Genomic DNA, 16,072 nt, shown 5'->3' on the forward strand with positions numbered 1-16,072 from the left:
GGAAGTGGGAGGACTGGGGGGAGGACAGGAAACAGGACTAGGCAGAGCTAGTGCGAGTCGGTGTGGGGACTGAGGGGGAGGCAGAGCCAGTACGAGTCAGTGCCAGAACGGGAACCAGAAGCAGAAGCAGAACTGGGACCAGGACCAGAACCAGAACCAGAACCAGAACCAGAAGCAGAACCAGAAGCAGAACCAGAACCAGAACCAGAAGCAGAACCAGAAGCAGAACCGGAACCGGAACCAGAACCAATTCAAGTGCAATGTAATGGGCGAGCGGATGGGCCCGCGTTTCACCTAAAGGTTTCTCAACACACGTAGTCTATACTGCATTTTGTGCAGCATAGAAGCGGTCTAGCCCATGTGGTACCTTCCTTCATTGTACAAAGTGCAATCATTTGGACGTAATAGGTCTATGGAAAGCGCCTTCAGAGCAAAATGATTGTACGAAGTACAATATAGAGGAACGCGGTGGCCTAAATAGGGCATTAATATTGTACAAAGTACAACATAGAGAAACCACCCGGACGTTGCATGTTTAAGAATCGCCCACGCTGCGGGCGGGTAGGGCTGGAGCAATGCAATGAGATGCTCGGTGAGATTCTAGATGGAATACCCAATAAGATACTCAATGAGATGCTAGTGGATCGGCGGGCTGAAGCGCTTGGCTGGACAATTGGGGGAGAATGTGTCTGATAGCAGCGAGCTGTAGTTAATAAGATACTCAAATGAGTGTTAGCAGAGCGGCAGACTGAAGCGCTTGGCTGGGCAATTGGGGGAGAGAGTAATTGGTAGCAGCGAGCTGTAGTTAATAAGATACTCAATGGGATGTTAGCAGAGTGGCAGACTGAAGCGCTTGGCTGGAAAACTGGGGGAGAGTGTGTCTGGTAGCAGCGAGCTGTAGTCAATAAGATACTAAATGAGATGTTAGCAGAGTAGCAGACTGAAGCGCTTGGCTAGAAAATTGGGGGAGAGTGTGTCTGGTAACAGCGAGTTGTACTTAATAAGATAATCGATGAAATGCTAGTGGATCGACAGGCTGAAGCGTTTGGCTGGACAATGGAGGGAGAGTGTGTATGGTAGGTATGAGCGCTGTAGTCAATAAGATACATAATGAGATGCTAATAGATCGGCAGTTTGAAGCGCATGGATGGACAATTGGGGGAGAGTGCGTCTGGTAGAATCGAGCTGTAGTTAATAAGATACTCAATGAAATGCTAGTGGATCGGCGTGCTGAAGCGTTTGGCTGGACAATTGGGGGAGAGTGCGTCTGGTAGCGGCGAGCTGTAGTTAATAAGATACTCAGTGAGATGTTAGCAGAATGGCAGGCTGAAGCGCTTGGCTGGACAATTAGGGGAGAGTGTGTCTGGTAGCAGCGAGCTGTAGTTAATAAGATACTCAATGAGATGCTAGTGGATCGGCGTGCTGAAGCGCTTGGCTGGGCAATTGGGGGATAGTGTGTCTGGTAACAGCGAGCTGTAGTTAATAAGATACTCAATGAGATGTTCGCAGAGTGGCAGACTGAAGCGTTTGGCTGGACAATTGGGAGAGAGTAAGTATGAGGTAGCAGCGAAAATTGTATGTGCGACGTCGCCACCGCAAAACGATTAGCCCAAGGAAGGGACAAATGGGTGGAGGGGGCGCATTTTCACCATGAGGCTTCTTAAAACCGTAGTCTATACTGCATTTTGTACAACATAGGAGCGGCCTAATCCATGTAGTGCCTTCCTTCATTGTACAAAGTGCAATCATTTGGACGTAACAGGCCAAAAGAAAGCGGGTTCAAGACAAAATGGTTGTACGGAGTACAACATAGAGGAGCGCCGCGCCCTAAATAGGGCATTAATATTGTACAAAGTACAACATAGAGAACCCGCCCGCACCGGCGCTAAATGACGGTTTTTCTGCTCCTAGGTTAAGGGGAGCAGAGCGGTCAAAAGTGCAGAAAAGAGTGCAGAAGATGACATGTTCATGGAGCCTACATATTTTAAAGTAATTATTATGTAGTATGCTGTCTAATTATTGACTTTCATCTACTCGAATGATACCATTTTATACGAATAAGATAGATATTAGGAGGAATCATACACATGGCAGAGCGTTTAGTTGGTAAACAAGCTCCAGACTTTACAATGGAGACAGCTACAGGTGACGGTAAAGAGTTTGGCAAAGTATCTTTGTCCGATTACAAAGGCAAATGGTTAGTATTGTTCTTCTACCCATTGGACTTCACATTCGTTTGTCCGACAGAAATCACAGCGCTTAGTCATGCGGCTGCTCAATTCAAAGAATTGGACACTGAAATTCTTGGCGTTTCTATCGACAGCATCCACACGCACAAAGCTTGGATCAACACACCAATCAACGACAACGGTCTTGGCAAATTGGAGTTCCCGCTTGCTGCTGACATCACGAAATCCGTAGCACGTGACTACGGCGTTCTAATCGAAGAAGAAGGCATCGCGCTTCGCGGTCTGTTCATCATCGATCCAGAAGGCGAATTGAAATATGAAGTTGTTAACCACAACGACGTAGGCCGCAGCGTAGAAGAAACACTTCGTGTCCTTCAAGCGCTTCAATCCGGCGGATTGTGCCCAATGAACTGGAAACCAGGCGACAAAAACCTTGTCGTAAAATAAGCTTTTCATACATAGAGAAGCTCCTCTTAGCTGGCATGCGAATGCGGCGGGGGAGCTTTTTCTTCATGAAGGAGAATGAACGTGACCGTACCTACGCATTTGCAATATACGAGGGATCATTATTGGATACGCCAAGAAGGGAACGAGGCTGTCATTGGCCTGACGGAAACCGGCTTGCTAGCGTGGGGGATGGTTTTATTCATCGAGCTCCCGGAGCGCGGAGCGATACTGGAGCAAGGAAATTATGCAGGCTCCTTGGAGACCGCCGAAAACGAGCATGAGCTGCTAGCCCCGCTATCCGGCGAGGTCATCGCCGTCAACATGCTGCTGGAACGAGCGACGATGATGCTGATTGAATCGCCGTATGAGAAAGGCTGGCTGTTTCGTATGGCATGCAGCGAGCCGTCGGAGCTTGAGCAGCTCATGGATGTGGGGACGTATGAGGCGAATTATGCCTTAGAGTGAGGGGACAAAAATAGAAGACCGCAGGACCGCTTTAACAGGGCCTTGCGGTTTTTTTGATTGGCGCGGCCGCTAAGGATTCCGTCCAATATGATGCAGATATTGCCCGTCCGCAGGGCCATCTCATTGGGATTCGTCCAACGGAACCGGCACAGCCACTTGCTGCGGATCCCCCGTGGAACTCTGCATGATATCCTGCAGAAAAGCGCTGACGAAGCGAAGCTGCTCGGCATCGTATTTTTCCAAAACACGGAAAGTACGCTCTTCCAAATGGCGATCCAGCTGGGCGTGCAGGTGAAAGAGTTCCAAGCCGAGCGGAGTCGTGCGGTAAATGATTTCTTTTTTATTGCCGGGGAGAGCTTCCGTTTGAATGAGCCCCAGGGCGATTAATTTCTTCGTGATTTTGGAGACGCTGCCTTTGGGAATATCAAATCTTTTGGAGATGGTAATGCCGTTCACCGGTTCCAGCTTTCCGATGGCATCAAGCACGTGCAGCATCATAACGGTCATGTCTTTGATAATGTCGATGAGAGCTGGATCACGGCAATGCCGGATCAGCCATTGATGCTCTTCGTCATCAACCTCTTGAATGCGCTGGGCCAGCTTCGAAAAAGAAGCGATGAGCTCACGCACGAGAGCTTCTTTTTGCTCATTCATCATGGTTACACCCGCCTTTCTTTTCAGGTTAAGTATACCAAAAATACACCCATAAATAAAGTTTCCGGGAAACAATATTGACAAAGGGGATGCCTTGCGATAATATAGTTTCCAGGAAACAATATTTGAAGTACGGTTGATCGCAGCGGCTGCAAGTGCAAACTCAGACACACCAACGCACTAACCGGAGGAGTGTAGAACATATGAATGAAGTGCTAACTACAATGATGAACCATCGATCGATTCGACGTTTTAAAGAGGAGCAGGTGACCCGGGAGCAGATCGAGAAAATTGTAAGGGCTGCACAAATGGCGTCATCATCCAATTTCATGCAATCCTATTCGCTCATTGGGATTACGGATCCGGCTATGAAACAAGAATTGGGCGCCATAACCGGCTTGCCGTATGTGGCCAACAACGGCCATCTGTTCATTTTCTGTGCGGATCTTCACCGGATTACGGTGCGGGGGTCGGAGGAGGAAGCGGAGAATATGCAGTCCATGCTGGAGAGCTCGGTATTTTACCAAATTGCCGTCATCGATGCCGCACTGGCTGCACAGAATGCCGCATTAGCCGCCGAATCGATGGGGCTGGGCGTGGTAATTATCGGCGCTATTGCAAGGGACATTGAGCGTCTTGATACGATGCTTCAGCTGCCGAAGTACGTTGTGCCGCTTTTCGGAATGGCCATCGGCGTGCCGGACCAGCACACGGACATTAAGCCGCGTCTGCCGATGTCAGCCGTTTATTTTGAAAATCACTACAGCACCAGCAAGGAGGAGCAGCTGCAGCAAATCGATCAATATGACGCGCAGATGAGCGCCTATTATGCGGGCCGCAACGAAAATGCGCGAAGCGACACGTGGTCCCACAAGCTGATTAAGGTGCTTCAAAGCAAAGCGCCGGTGCATCGTTTTACACACTATGTTCAAAGCAAAGGGATGAATCGCAGTTAGTCTCATAAGCAAAAAACCGCAGAGCCAGCACTTTACCCAAAGTGTTAACTCCACGGTTTTACATATTACTGCTTTGCGAGCTGTTTGTACTTGTTCAAGTATTTCACAACGGTGAGCACATAAGTCGCATGCGACCAAGTAAGAGGGGCAACGGAAACCGGATCGCCGGTGAATGGATCCAATTGCTCCGATAGGACGCCGCTTTCCATGGCGTGTTTGACGACCCATTCCAATGTTTGGCGCGGGGCTTCGAGATCGGCCAACGTTTTGGCATACTCGATTTCCCACTCGGCAATCCAGAGCGTACAAATGATCCAAGGGTTACCCGGCACAGTTTCGATATCGGTAGAGCGTTGGAAGTAATAATCATGATGATAACGGGCGGAACCACCGACGGCTGTTTTGATCGTAAGACCGGCTTTATTCGCTTTCATCGTACTGACCACACGTTCATCGTCCGCAGGCAGAACTCCGAATTCAAAGATGCCGTATACGGAGCTTTCCAGCGTCATATCTTTGACCCATTCGCCATCTTCCATGTACAATCCGCGTACGAACCGGCCTTCATTCTCGTCCCACAGATGTTTGAGAATACCGGATTTAATTTTCTCCGCCGTATGCTTGTAGCGGTTGCTGCGCTCTTCATCCCCGAAAAGATTGCTAAAGTTCGAAGCCGCAATCAATCCGCCATATACAGCTGATGCCGTAAACGTATAAATCCCGTAGCGCTCCTCCCACAGATCGTAGCTCGGCTTAGGCAGATTCAATTCCTGATCAATGTAAGTGGACATGAATCTGGCTGCTCTGCGGATGAGGTTGCGGTAGAGCGATTGCGCAAATTCAAGGCTTCCATTTTTCTGGAAGTCCGCCCAAAGCGCAAATAACACAAGGGCCGTTTCATCTTCTTGAATAGGGAGCTGAACCCGTCCGGAATGGATGTAAGGATGCCAGCTGGAGCCCACGGTGCCGTCCGGATTGTATTTATGATGGAGGTAACCTTCAGGTGACAGCACGTTCGCACAGAAATTGAAGAAAGGAATAATCATTCCTTGGTAGCCCGCCATGGACATGGAATAAGCAATTAAAGCACCGTCGCGAGGCCACATGTAGCTGTAATGATCGCGATTGCTCTGCATGATGTCAGAATCGTTGGCGGCGATAATGGCGCCGTTCACATCGGTTTGCGTCCTGACGAGCAGCAGGCTTTGTTTGAAGAGGCGCTGTACATCCGCATTCAAATCGTAATAATCGCGCTCAATTTTATTGGCCCACCGCTGCCAATAGACCGTTACGCGGTCCAAAAGCTTCCCGGGGTGGCTGTCTTTGACATAAGCATCAAGCTTCTTAACTTCCTCCAGATTCTTGCCTGCTCCCATCCAATAGTAGAGCGTTTGGTTGGCGTTAGGCGGTACGAAGAGCCGGAACGAGATCGTGCTGTCAACCGAGCCCTGCGCGATGGCATTGCCCATCAAATGCCCGTCTTCCGCGTCGCGCCACGTGCCTTCGGCGTTATAAAACCTTTTGACACCTGTAGAGTATTGAAAAATGCCTTCTGTTCCCGTACTGCCGTTGAACATGAAATATCTGTCTTTTTTATAGTGGAACACCGTATTCGTGAGCGGATAGAAGGCAGCGGTATCGCCAACCTCGGTCTCGTTAATGAGCAAGTCTTGGTTAAAAAACATTCTCACTTCGCGAACGGTAGATTTGTGATTCGTAATTTGAATGCGCTTGATGTAGATATCCTCACGTTGATGAACGCCGTCATTCATAAGCAAGGTGATGCCAAGACCGGGATGCGTTGCGGTCACCTCCGTGACGAGGGAATCCTCCACATAACCAAGTTTGAACTGCCACTCGGGGGAATTCAGCCAGGCAAAGTCACCGTCGACCCAAATACCTACACGGCATTGATAGCCGCCAATATGATTAAGCTGGCCTACGAAAGGATAGTACAGATCTCGCATGTAGGAATGCTGATCGAGATTAATAAGAAATTTTCCGTTTCCGATGACCAGATGTCTAGGCAATACAATCACTTCCCCACTCGTTGTTTAATTGTCGATTTCAGATATAGGCCTGCCAATAGGTTACCTAATAATTACCAAGGAATCAATGATTCTTCGAAAAAATTCTGAAAATTTCGACTGGGCACGCTTTCAATTGGCATAGTTACCCATATTATTTGATTATTTCCTTTTGATGCGGGAATATACCTGATGGCTCCTCATGAGCGCCGATCAATGCCGCATAAGCAGATAACGTCATGGCGCCGATTTGCTCCCACCCAAAGCGGTCCCTTACTTTGATCAAAGCGCCCGCAGCGAGTTCGGCGGCAGCAACGGGATTTTGTAAAAGCTGCACAATGTGCGAAGCCAGCAGGCCCACATCTCCTGGAGGCACCTTGTACCCGTTAACGCCATGGTCCACGATGCCGGACAGACCTCCCGTGTCCGATACGATCAGCGGCGTGCCGCTGGCCATCGCTTCCAAAGCAACAAGGCCGAAAGGTTCGTACAGGCTTGGGAAAACACAGAGATCTGCTCGATGCAAAAGCAGGCTTTTGTCGGTTTCACCCAGAAATCCGGTGAAGCGGATATGGTCGCCAAACGGAGCGGCAAGCTGCTGGAGCCCCTCCAGCTCAGGGCCTGTGCCGGCAATAACCAGACGGGCGGCCGGACATTCTTTGAGCACGGCCTGCATGGCAGCGATAAGGATGTGTACGCCTTTTTCATAGACCAGCCTTCCAAGGAATGCAAGGATGGGAGGGGGCGCGTCGTCAGGCGAAGCCGAAGAGAACGAAAGCGCTTGAGAAAGCTTCCGGTTAGATGTCGAGTCGTAAGCGGCAGGTACCCGAAAGGGCATAACGCCGTTAGGGATATGGGTCATTTTATGAAAAGGAATATGAAAAAGGTGCATGACCTCTTGCTGCATGTATGGGCTGCAGACCACGATATGATCCGCTTCGTTTGCGAGCTTCTGTTCTAAAGCGTGTATGCGTTTTTGTACCGGAGTGTCGAGCTTACCCATGTTGCGTCCGGATTCGGTCGCGTGAATCGTAGCCAGAAGCGGGAGCTGCAGGGCATGTTTGCACTCTTTGGCGGCATAATACACAAGCCAATCGTGCGCGTGAACGATGTCGAATTGTACGCCTTGAGCGCATAAGCGCAGAATTTTGTCGGCAAAGGCCATATTCATCTGAAACACCCAGTCCAGGAAATGAAGGGACTCCGGAGTAGAAAGCACTTCAACCCGATGCACATGCACACCATCTATCCGCTCATAAGGCGAACAATCGGGTGCAAGGCAGGTGACGACATGAATTTCATGGCCGGCTGCGGCAAGCTGTACGGATAAGTCGTTGACGGCTCTGGCAAGACCTCCGATGACATGGGGCGGATATTCCCAAGCAAGCATCAGAATGCGCATGGGCGATAAGGTGCCGGGTTGTGATGGAGCAGGAGTCGGAAGCTCGCCTGAGGAATCACGGAAAAAGCTTACAGCAGCAGGCTGATAAAGACGGTAATGGACTTCCGGCAAAAAAGGGGATTTCCGCTCTAAGGCTGTCACAAGCTCGGAGAGCTTTCCGGTTGAAAAGAAGTCCGTATCGTTTTCAACCGCATCCAACAATTTATGGAAAGACGCAATGTGCGTCTCAATACGTTTCACCGCATAATTGGTTACCGTCTCAGCGTCCAGAATAAATGTCCAGTCGCTGCTTTGCGCGAGCATCAGCTCCCGCGCGGCTTGATTCAGCGCACGGACCTGCAGGGGGCCGAGCAGCTCGGCTTTGCGGTACTTGACCGCCGCAAGCACGAGCCGATCCTCCGCCGCGTGCAGCAGCGGATGCACCCACTGGCTGCGCGGCTGCAGCCAGACCTCGGCATAGCCGCCGCGGCCCCAGCTCGACTCCGGCAGCACGGCTGCCGCAGCCGGCGCATGAGCGGCCGCGTAGCCGCCTAGTGTCGTCGCAGCCACGACGACACCATCGCTGCGCGCAGCCGCAAGGCCGCGCAGCACGGCCTCGAGCCACTGGTGGCCTTCATGCCACCAGTGCCCGAACAGCTCGGCATCGTATGGACATACGATGACCGGCGGTCCCGGCGGCTGCGCTGCGCTGCCGCCAACACCCGCCTCGCGCTCCTCCGCGAGGCCGCGAAGCTGCGCCACCCGGCTGGCGACGAAATGCTCAGCATGCTGCTGAGCTTTCTGCGCGGCCTGCGCCGGGTGGTAGGGCGCTTTGGCGTCACCCGTGCCGGTGACGCGGTAGTACTTGAAGCCCGTATGAATGCGTGCGCCGTCCGGCAGCACATAGGGCTTCAAGTACTCCCACTCGGCGCCGCCGTTCGCGCCGAGGTCGAAGCCGATATCGCGGTAATATTCGCGATAGTCGGGGTCGCCCGGGTAGCCGCTTTCGGCGCTCCATACTTGAGCGCCGGCATCCTCGTCCCGGGCAAAGGCGCATGCGCCGCTTGGCGTACGCAGCGGAAAGCAGGTTGGCGCTCCGGCATACGCATGCGCATCCACAACGAAATAGCGCAGCCCCAGCGCCTCCAGGTGGGGCTCCACCGCAGGCGTATAGCCGCACTCCGGCAGCCAGATACCGGCCGGGGCGGACCCGAAGTGCCGCCGGAATTCCTGGACGGCGGCTTCAAGCTGCGCGCGCAGCGCGGCGTCATTCTTGACCAGGGGCAAGAAGGCATGCGTCGCGGCGCACGTAATGAGTTCTAAGCAGCCTGAGCTTCTCAGACTGCGGAATTTACCGATGAGATCGCCCCGCAGGCGATCGTACAAAGCGAGCAGCCGGTGATAGCGGTCGGCGTAGAGCCTCGCCGTAGCGCCGAATTCGGCATGCCCCCATAAGCGGATGACTTCGCGCTGCGCCAGCTCGCACAGGGAGGCCAGATGCTTGCGCAGCCTCTTCTGCAGGCCGGCATCCTCCAGCATGGCAAGCAGCGGAGGAGATAAGGATAAGGTCAGCGCATAAGGCACGCCCTCCTCCAGCAGCCGGTCCATCATTTCGATCAAAGGGAGATAGCTGTCGACGACCGCTTCAAAAAACCAGCGTTCTTCCAAAGTGATGTCGGCTTCATCATGACGCACGTAAGGGATATGGGCATGCAGGAGCAAAGCAACATAACCGTGTACGTTTGTGCTCAATCAATATCGCCTCCGAATTCCGTATTTGCCGGGAATGCGCTCTTGGGTAGGTACACGCTGTAGGCAGAGAAATGCTCATAAGTTTTAGATGTCACCAGCTCAATGGAAACGGCGGCAGGCCGGTAAACAACAAGGTTGTTCGGTGTGAGTTCGTTTGAAGGAATTTCTTGATTCGTATGTATATGGGGAGTCAGAATCGTATTAGAACGCAGCAGCGGGAGAAAATGTCCCTGGTCATTCTTGATGCCGAGTTCAGCGAAGTAATGCTGTCCGGGCAGAAATCCGCTTAGGAAGCAGGATGGTCCTGGGGGAAGCGGCAGCTCTGAAACGTTAGCCGTTCCAGCAGAGCCGGCAGCTTGTTCGGGCGTTTCATATAAGCGCAAGGTCGGCTGCAGCAGAAGCCAGTCTGTGCCGAAGTGTTCCTGTACCATCTTCATTTTTCTGGAAGAAAGCTGCCAGTAGGCAAAAACATTGGTCTGTGATTGTACAAGCAAGTGAAGTGTATCCCTGTCATTAGGATGCGCAGAGAGGGCTTGGGTAGGAATCAAACTCACCTTTTCTTTGGGAAATAAGCTGCTTTAGACCTTTGGACAACATTGTAGCATACACGTCCTGGAAACGAAAAATCTCCGCCTTATCAAAAAGGGGAGATATCCGGGTAGGCTTTATTTGATTGGAGACTGGCCTTCCATGTATCGGGTTTCCGTAAGTCTCATTAAAGAATCGTAGCGGTTGACGGAGCTTAAAATCAACCGGTAGTCATCCGGATTAATATTCGTATAAGAGGCCTTGAAACCGGTATGGTATTGAACCGTCATACTGGAAGATTGATCGTCATACTGTACAAAAGCGATCTGCCTGGAAACACTCGGAATCATATTCACGCCGCTCTCCCCTTCATCGTAAGTCTTCGAAAACACCCGCAGTGGATATATCTGTCATATAGTATGCTTATTGAAGAACATTTAGAATGTGGTTGCGATAGGAATGGACGAGCTGCTCGGCAAGAATGGGATTCGGAGACTGGGCGACAAGCCTGAAAACGGGATCATCGCTATCCGGCAGCAGCAAGATCCAGCCATTGTCATGATAAAATTTGATGCCGTCCACCAAGTCGACAGGCGTATCCTTCGTTCGTTCCATCATGCTGCGCATCACTTCTCCCTTAGCGTCCCAAGGACAATCAATTTGCTCGCGATGCAGGTAGAAGCTCGGAATCAGAGCCAGCAGCTCCGAGAGCGGCATGCCGGTTCTGCCCAAATGAAGCAGAACAAGTCCAACGGCAAAAAGCGAGTCGAACAACGGATGCATCTGCGCTTGGGGCGTAGCTTCGAGAATGGAGCGTTCCCATTCCTTGGTCCGAACGATCGAAGCGCCGAGCCCTTCCGCTATGCTTTCCAGAAGCTCGGGAGCGCTGACGGGAGCGCCGATTGTTGCTCCGGGCCGGCTGTGCAAGTAGCACAGGTACAGGAATACCGTTTGCACATCGGTATCGACGGTTTCTCCTTTCTCCGTTACAAGCTGCAGCGTACGGCCGTCATCCCCGATATGCATGCCGAGACTGGCTCCGGCCAGCGATGTGAAAAGGGGGAGAGGCTCCTGGCAATTGGCCGCCGTCACATGAATCGCTTCGATCCCCAATTTCTCGAAGAAAGGAACGAGATAGGGCTGAAGCCATGAACTGGCTTGGACGACGATCCGCAAAGCCAGTATGGGCAAAGCTTCCCCCTCATCTGCGATTTCTTCCGCGAGCGTGCGAATATACGTTTGAAACCAATGCGTCTCGTCTTTGTATCCGCCAAGCTTATTCATGGATGCCCGGCCGTAATCCTCCTGCCAGAAGCTGTTTTCCACTTTGCGCTCGGCGGATCTCGGGATTGGCAGTCCCTCTGCGTCCATACAGGCCAAATGGCACTGCTCGTCCTCTTGGCCTGACCAATCCAGATGGATGCCTCCTGCCGCGCCTAAGCGGCGAATGGCGAACGAAGCCGCCGGCACCAAGCAATCTCCCAAATCGATGACATGCGTGCCGGCAGACTGCAGACTTGCTGTCAAGGCGCGCTTTAGCAGCCGGGTGAAGCCGTGCGGAGCGCAGCTTACGGTCAGCGTTTTGCCGGCGGCCAAGGTTGCTCCGTAGGCTGTGCCGAATTTAGCGGCCATCTCGGGCGTTATTTCCAGATTGGGAAGACCGCTTACTCCGCGCGTTTTGAATAACGTTTTGGCCGCATGCTCCCCCCATATGTAAGAAGTATGAAGGCGGGACTTGTCGCGGATTTGTTTATGAGGCCAAATTTTCACGTTAGGTTCAATGCGGCTCTTCTCCCCGATAACGACATGATTGCCGACGACCGAGCCTTCTCCCAAATACGATGCCTCTTTACAAACAATACGGCTGGTCAGTGTGGAGCCGGCCAATTCGTTGTTTGGCGCGATATGATTATGGTCCCATAACACACTGCGCGTCAGCTTGCTGCCTTTGGAAAGCCGGTTATTTTCGCCCAAGATGCAGTATTCCCCGAGCTCTACCTCGTCTTCGAGCTTGCTCCCCTTGCCGATGTAAGCAGGCCCAACGATGCGGGCGGTGTCGCTAGTCTCCACATCATCCGCTATGTACACCTGAGGGCGAATTTGGGTGCCATGAATGTGGAGCCGGACTTTACCGTCGAGCATATCAAACTGGGTTTGGCGATACTGCTGCAAATTGCCGATGTCCATCCAATAGCCGGGGCTGATGTAGCCATAGAGCCCATTGTTCTCTTGGAGCAAAGCTGGGAATAACTGTTGGCTGAAATCAAATTCTTGTCCCAGGGGCACTCGCTCCAGCGTCTCCGGCTCCATAATATAGATACCCGTATTTACCGTGTCGCTAAACACCTCGCCCCAGCTTGGTTTCTCCAAAAACCGGGTAATCCGCCCATCCTGATCGGTCATAACAACGCCGTATTCGAGCGGGTGAGAGACACGAGTCAGGAGCAGCGTGGCTTTGGCTTGTTTTTCTTTATGAAAAGCTAGCGCTTGTTCCAAATCGAAATCGGTGAGAGCATCCCCGCTAATGACCACGAAGGTATCGTCCAGAAAATCGTGCGCCTGTTTGACGCTTCCGGCCGTGCCGAGCGGGCTCGTTTCTTCAAAATAGTGAAGATTCACGTTAAAGGCTTCTCCGTCGCCAAAAAAGTCGCGTATGACTTCAGGTTTATACTGCATCGTGACCGCGATATCATGAATGCCGTGTTTTTGAAGCAGTTCGATAATATAGGCCATGCACGGTCTGCCCAGGAGAGGCACCATAGGTTTGGGAAGATGGCACGTAAGGGGCCGAAGCCGCGTGCCTTTGCCTCCAGCCATAATAACAGCCTTCATAGTAGGGCCTCCTTAAATGTGAATGTCGGATAAATCATAGGTCAGCTGGCGGTACTCCTCTTGAATATGCGCAGCGATATGGCTCCATTGGTAGTTTGTTTGAAGCCATTGGTAGGCGTTATCGGCCATTTTGGCGGCCAGCTTCGGATTTAGGAGCATTTCGGTAACATGCCAAGACAGTGATTCGGTGTGTCCCGGCAGAGCCTTGTACCCATCCACGCCATGCCGAATGATTTCGGCCAGACCGCCTGTATCGGAGAGCACGATCGGCTTGCGGTAAGCCATCGCTTCCAAAGCCACAATACCGAAAGGTTCGTATAAGCTGGGAATGACGCAAACGTCTGCGCTTTGATAGAGCTGAACGCGGTAGCTGTCATCAATAAAACCGGTAAACAAGACGCGGTCTCCCAAATGAGCCGCTTGTGTCCGCAGTTCGGCTTCCATCGGCCCCGACCCGGCTATCACGAGCTTCGCGTGCGGCACCAGGGACAAGATGTTCGGCATGGCGTCTATGAGCGTGTGAATGCCCTTTTCAAAAACAAGCCTGCCGATATAGAAAATGACTTTATCCTGCTTCATAAGCTCATGAGGACGTGCCGAAGCCTCCTTGCTTGATGAGGCTGGGAGCTGTATCCCGTTCGGATGAACGGCGACTTTATCCGCAGGCAGGTTGAATATCCGTACAACTTCATCTCTCATGTAGGAGCTGCATACAAAAACGCGGTTAGCCTCATACGTCAGCTTCCATTCGATCTGATGAATTTTCCGCTGCAAGTCCCCGTGCAGATTTCCTTGATTCCGTCCCCATTCCGTTGCATGGATCGTGGCAAAGAGCGGGATGCCATAGCTCATTTTTATTTCCCTTGCGGCGTGGAAAACCATCCAATCGTGCGCATGCAGCAGATCGATGCGCCCGCCGTTTTCTTTCCATTTGACCAGATGGTCGGTCATCGCGAGATTCATTTCGAAGGTCCAGTGATAGAAAGAAGTGTCGCCGGAATGCAGCACAGGCAATCGATGGACATAAACGCCGTTCTTTTTCTCAAAACCGGGCGCACCCTCACACGAAGTCGTGATGACATGGACGATTTCTCCGCGGGCGGCAAGCGCCTCGGACAGTTCATGGACGGCTCTGGATAATCCTCCGACTTGTTTAGGCGGATATTCCCAGGTCAGCATGAACACGTTGGGACGGTGCTTCGTTTCTTCTTGCAACGTTTCCCATTCGCTCCAGCTTGGAAGAATAGACATGGGCGATGGGCGAGAGAAGTTGATGAATGACTCGTACGCGACATCCGGAAGGCAGCGGTCTTTCTCCTCCAGGTCGGCAAGAAAAATCTCATCGACCTCTCCCGCATCCACCTGATCGCACAGCTGATGGAAGCAGCCAAGATGCGTTTTGGTTCGGCGAATCGCCCAATCAGCTAAGGACTGCGAGTCCATCATGAACGCCCAATCGCTGCTTTGCGCCAGCATGAGCTCTCTGGCCGCTTGATTTAAGGCCCGCTTGAGCACTTCGACGCTTATGCTGTCAGGAGGGCTGGGATGCTCCTGTTTTGCTGCCATTCGGATCATCCGTTCTTCGGCTTCGTGCAGATGACGGTAGATCCAGTGATTGCTTTCTTGCAGCCATACTTCGGAATTATGGTTTCGGCCTGCACTGGATTCGTTCAACTGGCCCGCGCCCGACGTCGGATATTCCTCCAAGTATTCGCTGGGGGTGACCATTTTGAGCGTCGTCTGATCGAGAAACAGGCTGCGGCAGAGCTGCTCCAGAAAGTGGGGACCTTCATACCACCAATGACCGAACAGCTCCGCAGGATAGGCAGACACGATAATCGGTTTTCGGTCCATCCAGCGCAGTCCCTGCTCTACTTGTTTTTGCCGATGCTGGAGAAAATCTTCGGCATGCTCGGCTGCTTTCGTTAAGGCGAGCGCCGGGTGATAGGGCACTTTGAGGCTGCCATTGCTTGTATTCCGGTTGTATTTGAAGCAAGCAGCGCTGCCAGCGTAGTAGTCCCGGTAAAGAAAGTCGCTGCTGTAGCCATGCTCGGCAGAAGTTACTTGCAGAGCGGATTCCGGATCGCAAGGAAAGGCGGTCAAGCCATGCGATGCTGCCGTCAGAGGCGCCAACAGCCCGCGATGGGGCTGCGGGGAAGCAAAAGCAACAGCCGTCCAATCCGTGAAGACATATTGAATGCCAGCCTCGTCCAGCATGCGCGTAATCTCTGGCGTATAACCGCATTCGGGCAGCCAGAAGCCGCGCGGCTTTCGATCGAAATAACGCTCATACGCTTGGACGGCCGTCAAAATTTGCGCCCGGATGGACGCCTCCGTTTTCATCAACGGCAGATAAGCGTGTGTCGCGGCGGAAGGTACGATTTCAATTTGTTCCAGCGCTTGATAGTGTTTAAAAGCAACAATGATATTTCCGTTGTAGCTCTCATACAGTTTTTGAAGCTCTTGAAATCTCTGCGAGTAATGTTTGGCAAGCGGAAGGAGAACGGGGTCCTTATGTAAACGAACCTGTTCGCTGTCTGCTAGCGCGATAAGCTCGCCGAGGTAAGCGCGATACTTGTCTTGCAGGAGCGGATCGCTGAACAGGGATAAGAGAGTCGGAGTCATGGAGAAGGTTATGCGGAAATCGATCTGATCCTGAGATAGATGATGCATAACTTCCAACAAGGGTAAATACGTTTCTGTCATGGCTTCAAAAAACCAGCGGTCCTCCCGGTCTGCATCGTGATCCTGATGGCGGATGTAAGGAAGATGCGCATGCAGCACGAGGGCCAAATAGCCCTTAATCTCAGGTTTCGGTTTTATGCGATTAATCAAAGAGAA

At 52.1% G+C, this 16,072-nt stretch carries 11 protein-coding genes; 3 read left to right on the forward strand and 8 right to left on the reverse strand.

What is annotated here, in order from left to right; genetic code table 11:
- Positions 1-96: 96 nt before the first annotated feature.
- Positions 97-261, reverse strand: coding sequence for a hypothetical protein (locus AC3WRW_RS23600; RefSeq protein WP_492548724.1), 165 nt, complete (start codon positions 259-261; stop codon positions 97-99).
- Positions 262-2,087: 1,826 nt separating this feature from the next.
- Between AC3WRW_RS23600 and AC3WRW_RS23605 the strand changes: the two genes are divergently transcribed.
- Positions 2,088-2,636: a peroxiredoxin gene (locus AC3WRW_RS23605; protein ID WP_047681044.1), complete on the forward strand. Its 549-nt coding sequence runs from the start codon at positions 2,088-2,090 to the stop codon at positions 2,634-2,636.
- Positions 2,637-2,717: 81 nt separating this feature from the next.
- Positions 2,718-3,101, forward strand: coding sequence for a glycine cleavage system protein H (locus AC3WRW_RS23610; RefSeq protein WP_492548725.1), 384 nt, complete (start codon positions 2,718-2,720; stop codon positions 3,099-3,101).
- A gap of 120 nt (positions 3,102-3,221) precedes the next feature.
- On the opposite strand, the gene AC3WRW_RS23615 is transcribed toward AC3WRW_RS23610, so the two are convergent.
- A complete protein-coding gene (locus AC3WRW_RS23615) occupies positions 3,222-3,758 on the reverse strand; it encodes a MarR family winged helix-turn-helix transcriptional regulator (protein WP_492548726.1) in 537 nt (178 codons plus the stop codon).
- Positions 3,759-3,958: 200 nt separating this feature from the next.
- On the opposite strand from AC3WRW_RS23615, the gene nfsA reads away from it, so the two are divergent.
- A complete protein-coding gene (gene nfsA / locus AC3WRW_RS23620; protein ID WP_492548727.1) occupies positions 3,959-4,711 on the forward strand; it encodes an oxygen-insensitive NADPH nitroreductase in 753 nt (250 codons plus the stop codon).
- A gap of 65 nt (positions 4,712-4,776) precedes the next feature.
- On the opposite strand, the gene AC3WRW_RS23625 is transcribed toward nfsA, so the two are convergent.
- The 6 genes from AC3WRW_RS23625 to AC3WRW_RS23650 all read right to left on the reverse strand — a co-directional run bounded on the left by AC3WRW_RS23625 (position 4,777) and on the right by AC3WRW_RS23650 (position 16,066).
- Positions 4,777-6,741, reverse strand: a complete 1,965-nt coding sequence (locus AC3WRW_RS23625; RefSeq protein ID WP_492548728.1) for a glycoside hydrolase family 15 protein — start codon at positions 6,739-6,741, stop codon at positions 4,777-4,779.
- Positions 6,742-6,892: 151 nt separating this feature from the next.
- A complete protein-coding gene (locus tag AC3WRW_RS23630; protein WP_492548729.1) occupies positions 6,893-9,871 on the reverse strand; it encodes a 1,4-alpha-glucan branching protein domain-containing protein in 2,979 nt (992 codons plus the stop codon).
- A complete protein-coding gene (locus tag AC3WRW_RS23635; RefSeq protein ID WP_492548730.1) occupies positions 9,868-10,425 on the reverse strand; it encodes a DUF4912 domain-containing protein in 558 nt (185 codons plus the stop codon). The genes AC3WRW_RS23630 and AC3WRW_RS23635 overlap by 4 nt, the downstream gene beginning before the upstream one ends.
- Positions 10,426-10,536: 111 nt before the next feature.
- On the reverse strand, positions 10,537-10,749 hold the full coding sequence (locus tag AC3WRW_RS23640; protein ID WP_216625716.1) for a hypothetical protein: 213 nt from the start codon (positions 10,747-10,749) through the stop codon (positions 10,537-10,539).
- Positions 10,750-10,822: 73 nt separating this feature from the next.
- Positions 10,823-13,231 carry a sugar phosphate nucleotidyltransferase gene (locus AC3WRW_RS23645; RefSeq protein ID WP_492548731.1) on the reverse strand — a complete coding sequence of 803 codons (2,409 nt, stop codon included), beginning with the start codon at positions 13,229-13,231 and terminating at the stop codon, positions 10,823-10,825.
- 12 nt (positions 13,232-13,243) lie between these two features.
- Positions 13,244-16,066 (reverse strand): 1,4-alpha-glucan branching protein domain-containing protein, encoded by a 2,823-nt coding sequence (locus AC3WRW_RS23650; protein ID WP_492548732.1) that lies wholly within the window; start codon positions 16,064-16,066, stop codon positions 13,244-13,246.
- Between the last annotated feature and the right edge of the window lie 6 nt (positions 16,067-16,072).

It is taken from the genome of Paenibacillus sp. FW126-R14, assembly GCF_058789495.1.

Coding starts and splice junctions, on each gene's coding strand:
- AC3WRW_RS23605 (WP_047681044.1), top strand. CDS start 2,088: ATGGCAGAGCGTTTAGTTGGTAAACAAGCTCCAGACTTTACAATGGAG.
- AC3WRW_RS23645 (WP_492548731.1), bottom strand. CDS start 13,231: ATGAAGGCTGTTATTATGGCTGGAGGCAAAGGCACGCGGCTTCGGCCC.
- AC3WRW_RS23640 (WP_216625716.1), bottom strand. CDS start 10,749: ATGATTCCGAGTGTTTCCAGGCAGATCGCTTTTGTACAGTATGACGAT.
- AC3WRW_RS23615 (WP_492548726.1), bottom strand. CDS start 3,758: ATGATGAATGAGCAAAAAGAAGCTCTCGTGCGTGAGCTCATCGCTTCT.
- nfsA (WP_492548727.1), top strand. CDS start 3,959: ATGAATGAAGTGCTAACTACAATGATGAACCATCGATCGATTCGACGT.